Below are 16,298 nucleotides of genomic sequence, written 5' to 3' on the forward strand. Positions count from 1 at the left end.
TTGTCTCTTCTTCAGACATGGCCAATACTGTGCGAATAATATCCTTGCTTCTTTCATCGGAAGTATAAAGAAAACGGGCTATCACCCTGCCGGAATCAGGAAGAAACTTTGTATCCTTCCTTGTAACATGAACCTGCATATTTCAAATATTTTACGATGTGGTAAATATACTTTATATTTTTCTATTCATAGTCCACTCTGAAAAGTAAATCTTTGAAGATTTAGCCCTTCCCCTGTTTTTTCGAAATACACAGACAATGATCGCTTTAACAAGTTTGGAAATTCAAAAAAACAGACTTTTTGTAGTGGACTCAATCATGGATGTAGAACCTTACAGATCAGATTATTCTTTAAATCACACCAAAAAAATGTTTTGTCGCAATTGCATCATCAATGAAAGAATTAAACCAGATATTCTGCTCATAGTGGCAGGATATCACAAGCAAAGGCTTCATGAACCTGAGCATGACATAGAGATTCAAGCCTTTTAGATTTTCATGAAACACTAATCTGCCGGGAATGCCGAAGCTTTTGAGCCGGCAATAAAAACCCTGATTCTTTATCCAACCAATTTTATATTCTGAATGATAAATGCTAACTTAGTCATACATATGCAGGCTTCATCCGGATTTCAAATTTGAGTCCCCTCCGATAACTAAATTTATGGGGATTCGAGCCTTTTAAAATTTTATATGACACTAATAAAGAAAATGTTAATGAATTAAAAAAATGTTTAAAATCCAAACTAACAAAAAATAATTACAGTGGACCAAATTTCAACCTATAAAAATAAGAAGTGACGATATCCGATAGAAGACGAGGCTTAGAGATACTGGCCGTAGCCATTACAGGAGCACTCAAATATATTATGATGGACTGGCTGGAGCTGCGTGGACTGTACATTGGGGCAGCCTGCCTGTTCTGGGCTGTTTTCATTTTAAACAGATACCGGGAGCATAAGGACATCCTTAAAGATTGGGGTTTACGCAAAGCAGATTTTAAACCCGCTTTTTTGTTCCTCCTCCCCTTCGCACTGGTGCTGACAATTGCCATCATCTTGTATGGGCTCTCCACAAAGGCAACGTTTCTGAACTGGCATATGATCCCGATTTTTTTAGGTTATCCGGCCTGGGGCCTTATTCAACAATTCCTGATGGTTTCCCTGATTGCAGGAAATTTGCGGTCCATCTCCGTACTACATTTAAAGGATCATCATATCATTGCATTGACCTCCCTGTTATTTGCCCTGGTCCACTACCCCAGTCTTCCCCTGATGGCCTTTGCCTTTGTCATGGAAGGGGGTTTCGTCTTTGCGTATTTCAGATGGAAAAATATATGGCCACTGGGGCTTTATCACGGATGGATCGCGACCATGCTGTTGTACTTCGTGATGGGGCGCGATCTGTGGAAGGAACTGTGGCCCTTAATTTAACCGATAAAAAATGCCCGTTCATGTTCTAATAGATTTATCTGCCGGGCAAAAATCTTTTGATCTTAAATATGAAAAAAGCGTTTCAGATCTGTGCCCCTTTTCAGCCGGAAATGGATGTACAACAACAGGGCTGAGATCAATGCAACGGCAACCATCACGATCAGGCTCCAGCCAAAGTGCAGGGCCTCGCGTGAATAAAGCGAAAGGATGCCATCGATACAGATACACAGCACCCCGGATACCGTCAGCGAATAAGCCAGCACATTCAACCCTTTCCGCTCTGTCCTTCTGATCAAAACGGAAAACACATGTATCACCACATAGGCCGCCATCAGCAAAGGAATACCCAGTTGCATACCCCACCCTGTATTACCGGCATAAATATCTAAAAGCACCAGCAATATGGCAACACTTAAAAAACTGAACAACAGCAGAAGGAAACTCCTTTTGTACCAGAAAGCAACCAGGGTTGCATTCACCAATAATATCCCACTCACCGTCAGAGGATATTTAGACCAGGTAAGGGATTGATTGCCAGCTAAATCTATGACAAAAACGATCAACATCCCGGAAAGAAGAATGATCCCGGATATTTTCCAAAATATCATCCTTTTTTGTAAACCGCTTAACCTGTGAAACTCGGTCAGCTCCTTGTGCTCTCTTTTTCCCTTGCTGCTTCCAAGGTGGGATAAATGGTTTCCAGCTGCGTGGGGCCTGACAGGTTCACCGCATAATGAACAATAATTGGCATTTTCTTCCAGTTCAACGCCACAATATGGACAACGTATCATAGTAAGCTTATTAAGATTTTTCAATTTCTACCGATATATCCTGATCCCTCAAAAACCGAAGGAACCTGCTTTCAAATTCATCGGAGATGGTCACGTTGCCAAAACTCATCACCACCTTATCCTTAAAACCGACGATTCCGCAGTTAATCTTCAGCATCTTGTTGGGAGGCGGGGGAACAACAATGAAATGGCTGACCATTTCTTCCGTTTCAGGGGGCAGGTTTATCCTGCCCACATTGGTAACTACGCCACTATACTGGCTCGTCCCCAGCGCATAATATTTCATTCGCAGGATCCAGCTCTTCAAAAAAAGCGGTATGCTTCTGACATAAATTTTCCGTTCACTGCCTACATTGCGGGATATATTCTTATTGATCAGTTTTTTATCCGTTTCAAGCTGAACCTGGTGATACACGGTTTTGATGATCTCCTCAAAAGTATAATGCCCCAGGCGAAGGTCAATTTCCGGCATGACAAACAGTGAAAAGTTCCGCATGGTCCGGGATGGGAAAATGTTCCGCAGGTTTACCGGCACCTGCACCCGGAGTATTTTTTTGCTCCTTAATTTATTTAAACCACCCTGGTTTTCGTATATCTCCTGCAGCACATACAGGTAAACCGCGATCAGGTAAACCGTAATACTTACTCCTTTTTCGGATGCAACCCTTTTAACCTGCTCCAGAGGCAATATAGCAGTGAGAGGTCTGAAACGGGGCGGGGGTTTAAGGGGAAAGGGCAGGTGAAAAGCCTTCGATCGTTTAACCATAGGGGGCACATCTTCCCTGAAATAACGCTTATAAGCATCCTCATACTCCTCTTCAGGTATTTCGATATCCTCCTCTTTTACATCATATTCAGGCGGAATATTGCATCCGCAGGCTTTAGAATAAAGTATGAGTAAAGTTTTCAAAAATTCCAAACCTCCCCCGCCATCTGCCAGGATATGGGAACATTCAATGCTCAACCGGTTGTTCCACACCAATATCCGGATCAACAAATGCCCCCTCTGAAACTTCCTGCAACAGGGCTGATCGTCCACTTCTACAGGAATATGCCGGGGCATATGCTCTAAATAGTACCAGAAAAAACCTTTCTTGAGCTGTACCTTGTAATAAGGAAATCGGTTCTCCACGCGAAGGACTGCCTTTCTTAAGGGCTCAATTTGGACGGGTCGATTCAGCACTGCTGAGAGCCGGAAAACGGATGTGACCTCCTTGTTGATGATGGCAGGAAATATCTTGGCAGCATTATCAAGGGAGAACCAGAATTTTTCAGTCTCGGGAATATGGTGGCTTTTGGTATTCAAAATACTTAACCTGATTAGGGAATGCGCATCTTTTGTCAAAGTTATGAATTCTAATGGAATAATTCATCTATCAAAATAAACATGAAATACAAGAATATACCTCTCTGGCAAAAAAAGATCTAATCCTTTTATTTTATAGGGATGACTTTTGATAAATCAATTTAATTCAATTACTTTTAATGTAAGCAATTTATTCAATCAAAAAGAATGGTAGCTTCTTTTTTTCATCAGATTTGTTGCACAAAACTTTCGATATATGAAGATCACCAGAAAAAAGTTCCTCCAGCAATCCCTGCTAACAGCTCTGGGCCTCGGGCTCATTCCAAAGGCCTTCAGCCTGTCTTCAAACAAACGCACCTGGGCTGGCACACGCAAACTGGGGAAAACAGGAATTGAAGTTACTCCTTTGGGAATGGGCGCTTCGCGCACCCAGGAGCCTGCCGTGCTCCGCGCGGCGCTCGATCGGGGGATTACTTTCCTGGACACGGGTCGCGCATATGCCCACGGACAAAACGAGGTGATGATCGGAAAAGTGCTGAAAGGCATACGCCAGAGGTATGTGATTCAATCCAAGATGAAGGTGCAGGTAGAGGAAGGCCCGGCCAGTCCCGGCCAGATAAGAAGACAAATGGAAGACTCACTGGAAGAGAGCCTAAAAGCTTTACAGACCGACTACATCGATGTGATGCTGCTGCATGGGGTGCGTCAACAGGAAGTGATCCATAATAAGACCATCCGCCGTGTTTTTTCGGAGATGAAACAGCGGGGTGCCATCCGGGCCTGCGGCTTTTCCTCGCACATCAACCATATTGAAGTTCTCAGGGAAGCCAATAAGGATCATTTCTTTGACGTGGCCATGGTACCTTTTAATCCAGCAGGAGCCTTTGAGCATTCCCAAAGCGATTGGAGCACCTCCTGGAACCAACCTGCATTGGTAGAGCAGATGAAGAAAGCCCATCGAAATGGTACGGGTGTCGTGGCTATGAAAACCTGCTCCGGAGGTGTTCATGCCCTTCGAAAAGGTGACCAGGCCAGCTACTCAGGAGCCGTACGGTGGGTACTCGAACATGATTTTGTCGATACCACCGCCGTGGCCATGGCCAGCTTCAGGGAGATCAACGAGCATACCTGAAAAAACCGGGGAAAAGGTTTAACCATAAGGCCCCCGCCGCCTCTTCTCGTCGCTCAGAGTCAGTACCACCAGAACCGGCAGGTAAACAGCACCACCGATTAACAGGGCATCCTGATATTGCTCGCGCTGGCCTCTGATAAAAAAATAACCGGCAACAGCCGTAGTGGCCACCCCGGTTCCCACGCCGATCCATATCTTCGCCTGGCGGGATAAACGAAGCTTAAGGCCAGCCTGCATATCAGCCGACAAGCCCTGCTCCATCTCCAGGCTAACAAATTTCGTCTTTAACTGCTGATAGGTGGCAGGCGGTTCATCAGCTAAAGAAAACAGTGAGAACAGAATAAGCAGCGTCAAAAATATCCATCTTTTCATGGACGCCCGATTTTGGTATCGATTCATTAGAAAATAAAGACGACTAATTGAAATAACGACCAAACGGTACTTTTTAGCATCTCACAATCTAAAAGAATCAATCCATCAGAACAAAAACCCCCAAAAAATTCACTTCTCAGGCGTTTTACACCCACCATACGCTCCCTTCACCTGCCGGCCAGGAAAGCGGCTCAACTTTCTTCTCTTAATTGCCGGCGTAACTGAAGGGTGCGGTCTATCTTCCCCTGGAGCGAGTGCATCTGTTCCAGCGAAATAGTTTGCTTAGCATCTGAGATCGCCCTGGGGGGATGCTCATGAATCTCGATCAAGACCCCGTCGGCCCCGCTCATGATGCTGGCCAGGGTCATAGGTTCTACCAGGTCCCTTATACCTGTACCATGAGAAGGATCCACCATCACCGGCAGGTGGGTCTTCTCCTTGAGCAGAGGCACCGCATTCAGGTCCAGGGTATTGCGGTAAGATTTTTCAAACGTGCGTATGCCCCGTTCACAAAGAACAATGCGTTCATTACCTCCTGAAAAGATATATTCAGCCGAATAAAGAAGCTCATCCAGCGTTCCCGAAAGTCCCCGTTTCAGAAGGACGGGTTTATCGATTTTCCCCAGGGCATCCAGTAGGTTATAATTCTGCGAGTTGCGCGCGCCCACCTGAAATACATCGACATAAGGATACATCGAATCAATCATCTCTTCCTGCATGATCTCTGTAACAACTCGAATTCCCTTTTCATGGCATATGCGGGCAAAATACTTCAAGCCTTCAATGCCAGCACCACGGTAGGAATACGGCGAACTGCGAGGCTTAAACACACCGCCCCGCATAAGCCGGATCCCTCTGTCCTGAAGAAAATCACTGATCTGTTCCACCTGCTGCTCACTCTCTACCGAACAAGGTCCTGCTGTCACACTGAAGCCCTCGCCCCCGATCACAGTATTCTCATCCAGAACAATACGGGTAGAGTCGGTCTTCCATTTGGCCGACACCAGATGGTGATCATCATGGACGGCATGAACATCTTCAACTCCTTTCAGGTTGCCAATAGTGCGAATATCAATGTCTTCCTTCCCCAATGCAATAATATATTCCCCCAACTGGGTATGAACCCTTTTGACATTGAAGCGATGATCCTTCAAAAGGTTGTCCAGATACTCCTTTTCTTCCCTGGAGATGTGTTTATGTAGTTGAATAATCATACCGGCCCTATTTTATTGCTTTCATGAATGATCGTATGTTGTCCTCAAGCGGCCCCTCTTTTTCCAGGGCCCGGATAAAAGCCGAACCAATAATACCGCCGTTGGCATGCGCACATACCTGGCGAAACTTCTGATGGCTGTCGATGCCAAAACCCATCAAAACAGGCAATTTGGAGTCAATCGCCCGTATCCGGTTCAGGTATTCCATATGGGTTTGTACATCAATCTGATCGCCTGTGGTGGCAGTGGATGAAACCATATAAACAAAGCCTTGTGAGGCCTGCAAAATGCTTCTCAAACGGCTACCGGACGTAGTAGGGCTAACCAGAAATATGTTGTAAAGGCCATATTCGGCAAACAAATCTTCATATTCCCTTTTATACACCTCAAGGGGCATATCGGGAAGAATGACCCCATCAATGCCTGCTTTTTTACAATGCTGACAAAACTTTTCCATCCCGAAACGGTACACGGGATTAATATAACCCATTAATACCAGGGGTATGGAAACCGCTTTTCTGATATCCGATAATTGCTGAAAGAGAACCCGAATGCTCATGCCGTTTTTCAATGCCACACCGCTGCTCTTCTGGATGACGGGGCCATCGGCCATGGGATCCGAAAAGGGCATTCCAATCTCAATCATATCGGCTCCGCTCTTTTCCAGTTCCTGGATGATGTGAACCGTATCGTTCAGGTGGGGATACCCGGCCGTAAAATAAACGGAAAGCAGGTCATTGGGCTTATTTTTCAAATATTCGTCCAGTCTGTTCATGGTTCGAGTCGTTTTTGATAGGTGTCCAAATCTTTATCCCCCCTTCCTGAGAGGTTAACAACGGTTACATCATTGGGTGAGATGGAGAGTTCCCCGAGAGCGGCCAGGGCATGTGCCGATTCCAGGGCCGGGATAATGCCTTCCAGTCGCATGCATAGCCTGGCCGCTTCTAATGCCTGTTGATCACTGGCCGACAAAAACTCTACCCGGCCGATATCCCGCAGATGAGCATGCACAGGTCCGATCCCCGGATAGTCCAGACCGGCAGAAATGGAGTAGGGTTCGGTAACCTGGCCATCGTCGTCTTGCATGACCAGAGTATGGCTGCCATGGAGTATCCCCGCTTGGCCTCTCTGCATGGTGGCAGCCGTCTTTCCGCTGTTGAGCCCCATACCCGAGGCTTCCACTGCAATTAGCCTGACGTCTTCCTGCTCCAGGTAATCATAAAATATGCCAGCCGCATTGCTTCCTCCACCCACACAGGCCACTATGTTATGGGGGTTTGCCTTCCCCGTCCGCTCTTCCAGCTGCTTACGCAGTTCATGACTGATGATCCCCTGCAAACGGGTCACCAGGTCGGGGTAAGGATGGGGGCCGACAATAGAGCCAATAATATAATGCGTTGTGCCAGGGTTCTTGATCCAATCCCGAATCGCCTCGTTGGTGGCATCTTTTAGGGTTTTATTGCCTGAGGCGACAGGAATCACTTTGGCCCCCAGCAGCTCCATCTGGGCTACATTCCTGGCTTGCCGCGCCATGTCGGTCTCACCCATATAAACCACGCATTCCAGCCCTTTTAATGCACACACCGTAGCCGTTGCCACACCATGCTGCCCGGCACCGGTCTCAGCAATGATGCGTTTTTTGTTTAACCGTTCGGCCAGCAAAACCTGACCAACCGTATTGTTGATCTTATGGGCTCCGGTATGGTTCAGATCTTCCCGCTTCAGATAGATATGAGTCGAGTAATGCTGCGACAACCTGCTGGCATAATAAAGGGGAGAAGGCCTCCCCACAAAATCCCGCATCAGGGTATGCAGCTCATCGCGATAACCCGGGTCCTGCATTATTTCCAGGTACCGGTTGCGCAACTCCTCTATATTCGGGTACAGCATTTCCGGAATATATGCCCCACCATATCTGCCATAATATCCTTGAGGATCTACCTTATAGGTTTCTCTCGCCATATAGATATTCATTTAAATGGTTTGTAAATCGCTTAATTTTACTAACATCCTTCAATCCTGGATTGTGTTCAAACCGGCTGTTCAGGTCCACGCCCCCAAGGGCAGGATGCCTGATCTGAGCAATAGACGCCGCATCCTGCCCGTCTATGCCTCCACTTAGAAAGAAAGGCACGGACATTTGATACTCCTCCAGCAATTCCCAGTTAAACCGCACTCCATTGCCTCCGGGATGTTGGCCCCGGGTATCGAAAAGAAAATAATCACATACCGGTGCATAGTCCTCCAGCACATGAAAGTTAAAGGATTCGCTCAGATGAAATGTCTTGATGATCTCCAACCCTGGTCTCCTTAAAGAGGCGCAAAATTCAGCAGACTCATTGCCATGCAGCTGCAGGGCATCCAGCTCATATTTACTGGCAATCGACTCGGCCGTGGAAAGAGAGGCATCCACCAACACACCGGTTTTTTTGAAGCTTCCTTTGATGCGTTGAAGAAAACTTATATCCAATATCTCGCCGGCATAACGGGGGGAAGGTTCATAGAAAATAAACCCCAGGTAATCGGGTAAGACGGTTTCCAGCAAAAGGCGGATGTTTTTTTCATCTCTCAATCCGCATACCTTGACTTTCATAGCTTGATGGGTTTTGCTTTTGATTCAATGATTTTAATTGTCTGATAAAATTGGCGCACGCTTTCCCGGGACGCAGATGCTTCATGAAGGCCTCGCCTATCAACAGCCCCTCGAAGCCTCCCCTTAACAATTCATAAGCTGTTTGAGGATGATGGATGCCACTTTCAGCTATTTTCATAAAATCATCCGGCACCCGTTGGGCCAGTTGAAGGGAATGATCGGCATGCACATCGAAAGTCTTGAGGTTCCGGTTGTTGATGCCTACCAGGTCCACCGGCTCATGAATTTTTTCCAATTCGGAAGCATCGTGGATCTCAAGGAGCACCTCCAATTCCAGCTCGCGGGCAAAACGGGTTAACTCACGTATCCGGCGCTTAGACAAAAGGGCAGCTATCAGCAGGATGGCATCCGCCCCATAGGCTTTGGCTTCAAGGATCTGATAGTCCTCAACAATGAAGTCCTTTTGCAAGATGGGACAGTAATTTTCTCTGCGGGCCGTCTTTAAGTTCTCCAGCGATCCCCCAAAATACTTATGATCGGTAAGTATAGACAAGGCCGAGGCCCCGGCCTGCATATATCCCAGTGTTACCTGGGCCACTCCCGCGTAATCATTGATCAGTCCTTTGGAAGGAGAACGGGTTTTATACTCCGCGATGATGCCCGATTTTTCGTCATTGCGAATATAGTCTTTCAGGGATACAGGTTGGGTTGGAAAATAGATGCTCCGCTCCAGCAATTTAGATGGGTAAAGGGATCTTCGCTCCTCTACTTCCCGCACTTTATGGGCATAGATCTCATTCAGGATGTTGTCGAATGTTTTCATGATTGCATCTCCATTAACTGTTTAAATGTTTCCAGGGCTTTGCCGTTGGTTAAGGAGTCACGGGCCATCTCAAGTGACTCTTCCATGCTTTTGCCGGGATGAACCACCTGTATGGCCAGGGCTGTATTGGCAACCACCACATCATTCTGAGCCTGGGTTCCCCTGCCTTCCAGTATGTCTTTGAACAAAGCGGCCGAAGCGGGTATATCTTTGCCCCCCTCGATCTCTTGTGGTGCATAACGGTTCAGGCCCAGCTGTTCGGGATAGAGGATCCGGCTTCCTCCGGGCGATTCCAGCCGGGCCGCTCCGGTAAGAGAAAGCTCATCATAGCCGTCCAGGCTGTGGACAATGGTATAGTTTACCCCTACATCCTGGTATAGATAATTGTAAAGCCGGCATAACTCCGGGCTGAAGACACCCACCAGCTGGTTGGCCGGTCGGGTGGGATTGACCAGTGGCCCCAGCATGTTAAAAAAGGTTTTTACTCCAAGGTCTTTTCTCACCGGCGCTACATTTTTCATTGCCGGATGGAAAACAGGGGCATGCAAAAAGCATATATTGGCCTGATCCAACTCCCGCCTGAGTTTATCGGCATCACCCGAAAAGCGGTATCCGAAATATTCAAGTACATTGGAGGAACCACATGAAGAGGATACGCTGTAATTCCCATGCTTTGACACTTTCAGTCCGGCACCTGCCGCCACGAATGATGCCAGGGTAGATATGTTGAAGGTATTCTTCCCATCCCCACCCGTACCACACAAATCAATGGTGTTGAACTCACTCAGATCAGGAGAGATACACAGTTGCAACATCGCCTCCCGGAATCCGTTCAATTCATCAACCGTGATGTTCCTCATCCGGTATACGGTCAGGAAAGAAGCCATCTGGGAGTGATTGTACATGCCTCCTGCCAGCTCTACCAGAATGGTATAGGCCTCTTCCATGGTTAAATGTCTGTGCGCATATAATGTTTCCAGGGTTGTTTTCATTGTTACCGTTTTAAAATTCAACAAAAAAGGTATCCCTTACGAAGGGGGTCGATCTCAAAGTCCTCGTCGTCTTTACCCGGGATATGAATAGCGGACTGCTGGCATCCCAGCCAGTTGGAGATCATGCGGGCACCATGCGGGGTCATCACCGACTCCGGATGGAACTGAACGCCTTTTACTCTATATCGTTTGTGCCGCAATGCCATGGGAATGCCCGCTTCATCAACTGCTGTGACCTCCAGCTCTTCCGGGAGGAGCGCGGGGTCAAGAGCCCATGAATGATATCTTCCCGCTGCCCATTCCCCGGGCAAACCCCCAAAAAGCTCATCTTCAAGAACAACCCGGACGGTTGAGGATATACCATGATAAACCCTTTCCAGGTTGTAAAGCTTCCCATGGAAAACTTCAGCAATGCCCTGCATGCCCAAACACACACCCAGGATGCTTTTAGAGGGAGCCAGCTCCCGGATCAGCTCTTTCATCCTGCCTGCCTCATCGGGAATACCCGGTCCGGGAGAAAGAATAATCCTGTCGTATTCACGGGCTTTAGAGATAGAAAGTTCATCATTGCGGGCTATATCTACCTTATATGGCGATACGCTTTCAACCAGATGTACCAGGTTGTAAGTAAATGAATCGTAGTTGTCCAAAACAAGAATCTTCATAGTATACAGGTTTACATGTTAATGATCTGGGCTTGCTCAATGGCATCTCTCAATGCCTGCAGTTTGTTATCCACTTCTGCCAGTTCGTTTTCTTCGACGGATTGATTGGTGATACCGGCTCCCGCCTGATAATGGAGTACATTGCCCCTGCTCAAAAAGGAACGGATGGTGATGGCATGGTTGATGCTGCCATCAATGCCTATATGGCCAATACAGCCCCCGTAAAAGTTGCGTTTTTCCGGCTCGTACCGGTCGATCAGCTCCATGGCCCGGATCTTGGGTGCGCCGCTTAATGTTCCGGCCGGAAAGGTATCGGCCAGTACCTGTACTCCGTCCCTGGCATCATCCATCTTACCGCTTACGGTCGAGACAATATGCAACACATGGGAATAAAACTGTATTTCCCTGTTCTTAATCACCTGCACCTGCGAGGTGGACTTGCTCAGGTCATTGCGGGCCAGGTCCACCAGCATGACATGCTCAGAGTTTTCCTTCTCGTCCTCAATCAATTGTGCGGCCAGCTTTTTGTCTTCCTGATCATTGCCGGTACGGCGAAAGGTGCCGGCAATGGGATTGATTGTTGCCTGCCTCCCTTGCGTTTTAATCTGCATCTCAGGGGATGAACCCATGATCCGGTAATCACCGAAATCAAAATAAAACAGATAGGGGGAAGGATTGATCGATCGAAGCGCCCGGTAAACATTGAACTCATCGCCTTTGAAACCACGGGTAAACCGGCGGGATAAAACAAGCTGAAACACATCACCCCGCTGACAATGCTCCTTGGCCTTGGCAACAAGCCCTTTGTAATCTTCATCCTCCATGTTGGCCTTCTCATAACCCGGGGTATGAAAAGGGTAATTCACGATCGGCCGGTTCTTGATCTGAAAAACGACCTCCTCCAGATGGCTCTCCTGACCCGGCAAAAGATTTTCCGTAATCGTTAGCTGATCATTGAAATGATTGATAGAAATGACATACCGGTATAAATGATAGCGTACGGAAGGAATCATTTCTCCCGGTTCCTGCCTGCTCTCCGGCAATTTCTCAAAGAAGCGCACCGACTCGAAATTCATATACCCGAAAAAACCGTTAGTCTGTCCATCATTTTCTATAAATTCAAATGAATCCATGAATCTCCTTAGCGACTGGGGGATCGCTTCAGAGCTGTCTAATGACCGGGCTTGTCCCTGCTCCCCATCATACCGGGTAAGGATTTGCTCTTCATCAGCCATGAAATCGGCAATAGGCTCCAAACCAATATAGGAGAAGCAGTTCTCCAGGTGATGAAAGTCGGAACTCTCCAACAGAACGGACCCTGAATACAGGTCCCTAAGCTTCAGATAGATGCTTACCGGTGTGGTGCTGTCGGCCAGCAAGGTTTGATGTTTGGTAATGACTTTTCTCTTCATTTTCGAGGGATTTTAAAATTAAAAAACCCACCCGGGAGTTGCCGGATGGGTTTTCAATCAATAACAGGCAGCCTTCCTCACGGGTATTACGTAAGCAATTCAGGCCACCACCAGTTTTGTAATATGTTGTTCGCTCTTTTCATTCTATATGGAGTTATATCAAAAAAAGGCCCACCGGGAGTCGGTGAGCCTTTTTTATATCTTATCAGGCATAGCACGCTTCTCTCACGGTTATCGCGGGATATTGCGTTGCCACCACCAGTTGTTTATATTAAGCATGTTGGACTTCATAAATCACTTTTTTGATTCTAGCGGCAAATATAGAAAAAAAAATTGTAAAACTGCAAGCCCCTCCCAAAAACTATTTTTGCCGGAATCATATAAAATATTATATAACAACACTTTAGCTAACAGGATAATTTGTTTGAAAAAACAATGGAGCGCATTATACCCTTGCGCACCTCCTTTCTTCCGTTTTTTCGAAGGAAAATTACTACCTTTCGGGGCGTAAAACCAAAATGATCCACCATGAAGCCATATGTATCCATTGTACTCACTGTCTTATTAAGCCTTAGTTTTTTCAGGGGTATACCCCAGGAATATAATGATTCACCGGAAATCAGAGGGATGAAAAGCATCTCAAGCCATGAACTGCTCGGTTATGTCAAAGAGATGGCATCGGAAAAGTACGGAGGACGGTTAACCGGTACGCCCGGCTACGATTCATCCGCCCAATGGCTGATACGTCATTTTAAGGCATGGGGGGTGGAGGGAAAAGCACCATCGGAAGGCTACCTCCAGCATTTCGATATTCCTTACACCCGGGTTTTCCCAGGTTGCAGGGTTACGCTTCACCTTCCCCGGGGTGGGGACAAAATTCTCAAGCATTATGATTATGTGAGCGAGTTCATCCCTGGCGCCACTTCTGATTCCGGCACGGTACATGGCGAGGTGGTTTACGCCGGGTATGGCATTACAGCCCCCGAATTGGGATATGATGACTACCAGGGGATCGATGTGAAGGGAAAAATCCTGCTGATGGAGCGGGAAGTGCCCCTCAATCCCAAAGATGACACCACCCTGTTTAAGAAATGGGAACCCTATTCCCACCATCAATATAAACTGAAGAATGCCGTCCGGCACGGAGCGGCAGGCATGCTGTATAATTACGGCCCCATCGTAAATCCCAACAACGCCTTTGAACCGGGGTTCATCTATTCCCATGTGGGAGATACGGTGGTGCAGGATGTTTTTGCCGGCACGGGTCGTTCTCATCAGCAAGTAACCGATTCCATCAAGGAGAATCTGCAGCCCGTTTCTTTTCCCACGGGCAAGAGGGTCACCATCACCAACAACACTCAGCACTTTCCCAACGGCAGAGGCAGCAACGTGATCGGTTATCTGGAGGGGAGTGATCCCCGGTTGAAAGATGAGGTGATCATCATAGGTGCCCACCTCGACCACCTGGGCAGATGCTGGGAGCTCATTCCCGGAGCCAACGACAACGCTTCGGGAGTGGCCGTGATGATGGCCGTTGCCAGAGCACTTGCCGAATATGACGTCCAACTGAAAAGATCGGTGATGTTTTTGTCTTTTGGTGCGGAAGAGCAAGGGATAGTCGGTTCCAGGGTTTATCTGCAGGATCCTTCCTTTCCCCTTGAAAAGACCTATGCCTTGCTTAATCTCGATGGTGTGGGTGTAGGCAACAAGATCGGTGTAACCGCCGGCAAAAATTTTCCCCAGCAATACGCCTTTGTCAGGGATGTCAATGAACAATACATCCATCGCCACCTGGATCCTTCCTCATTTCTCAACATCACCCGGCCCCGCCTGGATGCCGCCCGTTTCATGAAGGCCGGTGTACCCATATTGAGCTTTTATGCCTACGGGGCTCCCTCTGTATATCACCAACCGGGCGATGATGTGGATAGGATCACCCCGGAGATCATGGAAGAGATGGGCCAGATGCTCTTTATGTCTGTGATCCGGATGGCCAATCATTGAGAAACGACCGACACCATACCCAATCATCCCGACTTGCTGCTGATCATCGACCAGCTTAATATCTGGGGTTTAATTGCCCCCCGCTCCGCCCGGTACAAAGAAAAAATAGAAAAGGGCATCATCGATCCTTCCCTTCCAATATATTCCTATGTACCGGGTAAGAAAGGGGTAGACGCGGTAACCTCTGCTACCGAAAAATACTTCGCCGGCCGGGGACTGCTCTATACCTACCGCGGTGGCAGAAGAGTCGATACCACCCACTTGCACCTGGCCGAGTGGATCCATGGCATCCGGACCGGCAAACAACCCAGTTGTAACATCAACCGGGGTTTTGAAGAAGCCATCACAGCTCATATGTCCACCATATCCTATAAAGAAAATCGCAAGGTATGCTGGGATGAAAAAAACCAGAAAATTGTTTGATGCACCTTTAGCGGGTCTTCGTTCCCAAAGATACCTTCCAATGCCGCGATTGCCCCCTCGCGGATCACTACAAGGAAACCAGAACCATCAATTTGCCTTTGATACATGGCTATAAGCTATTTGGTACTTTGAATGTCACCTTGCCCAGGGAAATTAGCAATGATCCCCAGGAAGTGGGGCTGCTGGAAGAGATGGCACATGATATCGGTTTTCCCTGTATAACCTTGGAATCGGGGAAACCAAAGCCAGCATGGAAGCAGCCCTGAAGGAAAGCGAGCAAAAATTTCATACCCTGATGGAAAATGCTTTTGACGGGATTTATCTGACCTGACGCTTCTTTATTAACAAAATAATCTGGCCATTAAAAGAATACAGAATTCCAGGTTCATATTTCGTTTTCAAATGATCAACCAGCTCACCTGAACTCTATGAGAAGATTGTAAAATAATCCCGGCAGGTTTTGAGTTTATTTTTGTAATATTGCTCATCGTAAATTGATCACTGATAATAAGATTTGAATATGCTGAAGAAAATCCGTACACTCCTGAAGAACCATTGGCTTAAGATCACTGCCGCCCTGTTGGCCGGCTTGCTTATTGGGGGAGGAATCATCTATAGCATTGAACAACAGCAGGAAAACTTCTGGCGGGAGAAATACATTCAACAAACCCAACAAAACGATTCCCTCAGAAAGCAAATCAAGCAGCTCAACGACCAACACAACATACTGATCAATAGAAACAAAAAGATGAAGGATGATCTGGGCATCACCATCCTGTCAAGCATCCGATCCAATTTTTATGATCTTAAGGCCCTTAAATCAGAGGATTATAATACACAGCTCTATTACAACCAGCAGGAATACAAATCCAACCTGGTTCCAAAGACCATCGGCGACAAATGGAACATCGATATATTCAATGAACAGTATAAAAATGAACTCAAAACGCTGATGGATTCCATTTACAAAGCCAAAAATCAGTAATACATAAATCACCTTAAAATCCCCCCTATGGAACTTATGTATGAACTAAGAATCCTGCTTCATGTAGTTATTGCCTCCCTTTTGGGAGGAGTAATCGGTTACGAAAGGGAAAAAACAAATAAACCGGCAGGGATCAAAACCAATATGATCGTTG

The 16,298-nt window shown here is 47.0% G+C and carries 17 protein-coding genes; 6 read left to right on the forward strand and 11 right to left on the reverse strand.

Annotated features, from left to right (window positions below; genetic code table 11):
• Positions 1-796 precede the first annotated feature (796 nt).
• On the forward strand, positions 797-1,432 hold the full coding sequence (locus KGY70_08410; protein MBS3775195.1) for a CPBP family intramembrane metalloprotease: 636 nt from the start codon (positions 797-799) through the stop codon (positions 1,430-1,432).
• A 62-nt stretch (positions 1,433-1,494) separates the two neighbouring features.
• Here the strand turns inward: KGY70_08410 and KGY70_08415 are convergent, their stop codons facing one another.
• Positions 1,495-2,223 carry a zinc-ribbon domain-containing protein gene (locus KGY70_08415; protein ID MBS3775196.1) on the reverse strand — a complete coding sequence of 243 codons (729 nt, stop codon included), beginning with the start codon at positions 2,221-2,223 and terminating at the stop codon, positions 1,495-1,497.
• A 10-nt stretch (positions 2,224-2,233) separates the two neighbouring features.
• The gene (locus KGY70_08420; protein ID MBS3775197.1) at positions 2,234-3,529 is read right to left on the reverse strand and encodes a hypothetical protein; all 1,296 of its coding nucleotides are present in this window, start codon (positions 3,527-3,529) and stop codon (positions 2,234-2,236) included.
• Positions 3,530-3,785: 256 nt separating this feature from the next.
• Between KGY70_08420 and KGY70_08425 the strand changes: the two genes are divergently transcribed.
• Positions 3,786-4,661 carry an aldo/keto reductase gene (locus tag KGY70_08425; protein MBS3775198.1) on the forward strand — a complete coding sequence of 292 codons (876 nt, stop codon included), beginning with the start codon at positions 3,786-3,788 and terminating at the stop codon, positions 4,659-4,661.
• Between the two features lie 18 nt (positions 4,662-4,679).
• Here KGY70_08425 and KGY70_08430 read toward each other — a convergent pair whose 3' ends face one another.
• The 9 genes from KGY70_08430 to KGY70_08470 form a co-directional block, all read right to left on the reverse strand.
• Entirely contained in the window at positions 4,680-5,033 is a 354-nt protein-coding gene (locus KGY70_08430) for a hypothetical protein (protein MBS3775199.1), read from the reverse strand.
• A 191-nt stretch (positions 5,034-5,224) separates the two neighbouring features.
• Positions 5,225-6,247 (reverse strand): 3-deoxy-7-phosphoheptulonate synthase, encoded by a 1,023-nt coding sequence (gene aroF, locus KGY70_08435; GenBank protein ID MBS3775200.1) that lies wholly within the window; start codon positions 6,245-6,247, stop codon positions 5,225-5,227.
• Positions 6,248-6,254: 7 nt separating this feature from the next.
• Positions 6,255-7,022 (reverse strand): tryptophan synthase subunit alpha, encoded by a 768-nt coding sequence (locus KGY70_08440; GenBank protein ID MBS3775201.1) that lies wholly within the window; start codon positions 7,020-7,022, stop codon positions 6,255-6,257.
• Positions 7,019-8,209, reverse strand: a complete 1,191-nt coding sequence (gene trpB, locus KGY70_08445) for a tryptophan synthase subunit beta (protein MBS3775202.1) — start codon at positions 8,207-8,209, stop codon at positions 7,019-7,021. Before trpB ends, KGY70_08440 begins: the two co-directional genes overlap by 4 nt.
• The gene (locus KGY70_08450) at positions 8,190-8,840 is read right to left on the reverse strand and encodes a phosphoribosylanthranilate isomerase (protein ID MBS3775203.1); all 651 of its coding nucleotides are present in this window, start codon (positions 8,838-8,840) and stop codon (positions 8,190-8,192) included. Before KGY70_08450 ends, trpB begins: the two co-directional genes overlap by 20 nt.
• Positions 8,809-9,663 carry an indole-3-glycerol phosphate synthase TrpC gene (gene trpC / locus KGY70_08455; GenBank protein MBS3775204.1) on the reverse strand — a complete coding sequence of 285 codons (855 nt, stop codon included), beginning with the start codon at positions 9,661-9,663 and terminating at the stop codon, positions 8,809-8,811. The genes KGY70_08450 and trpC overlap by 32 nt, the downstream gene beginning before the upstream one ends.
• Positions 9,660-10,655 (reverse strand): anthranilate phosphoribosyltransferase, encoded by a 996-nt coding sequence (trpD, locus tag KGY70_08460; protein MBS3775205.1) that lies wholly within the window; start codon positions 10,653-10,655, stop codon positions 9,660-9,662. The genes trpC and trpD overlap by 4 nt, the downstream gene beginning before the upstream one ends.
• A 17-nt stretch (positions 10,656-10,672) precedes the next feature.
• Positions 10,673-11,320, reverse strand: a complete 648-nt coding sequence (locus tag KGY70_08465; protein MBS3775206.1) for an aminodeoxychorismate/anthranilate synthase component II — start codon at positions 11,318-11,320, stop codon at positions 10,673-10,675.
• An 11-nt stretch (positions 11,321-11,331) separates the two neighbouring features.
• Positions 11,332-12,732, reverse strand: coding sequence for a chorismate-binding protein (locus tag KGY70_08470; protein MBS3775207.1), 1,401 nt, complete (start codon positions 12,730-12,732; stop codon positions 11,332-11,334).
• A 528-nt stretch (positions 12,733-13,260) separates the two neighbouring features.
• On the opposite strand from KGY70_08470, the gene KGY70_08475 reads away from it, so the two are divergent.
• The 4 genes from KGY70_08475 to KGY70_08490 form a co-directional block, all read left to right on the forward strand.
• A complete protein-coding gene (locus KGY70_08475; protein ID MBS3775208.1) occupies positions 13,261-14,736 on the forward strand; it encodes a M28 family peptidase in 1,476 nt (491 codons plus the stop codon).
• A gap of 33 nt (positions 14,737-14,769) precedes the next feature.
• Positions 14,770-15,159, forward strand: coding sequence for a hypothetical protein (locus KGY70_08480; GenBank protein ID MBS3775209.1), 390 nt, complete (start codon positions 14,770-14,772; stop codon positions 15,157-15,159).
• A 520-nt stretch (positions 15,160-15,679) separates the two neighbouring features.
• Complete coding sequence (locus tag KGY70_08485) at positions 15,680-16,144, forward strand: hypothetical protein (protein ID MBS3775210.1); 465 nt, start codon at positions 15,680-15,682, stop codon at positions 16,142-16,144.
• 27 nt (positions 16,145-16,171) lie between these two features.
• On the forward strand, positions 16,172-16,298 hold a 127-nt coding region (locus KGY70_08490; protein ID MBS3775211.1), incomplete at its 3' end, for an MgtC/SapB family protein.

It is taken from the genome of Bacteroidales bacterium (genome assembly GCA_018334875.1).
In the GTDB taxonomy this organism is placed as follows: Bacteria; Bacteroidota; Bacteroidia; order Bacteroidales; family UBA12077; genus JAGXLC01.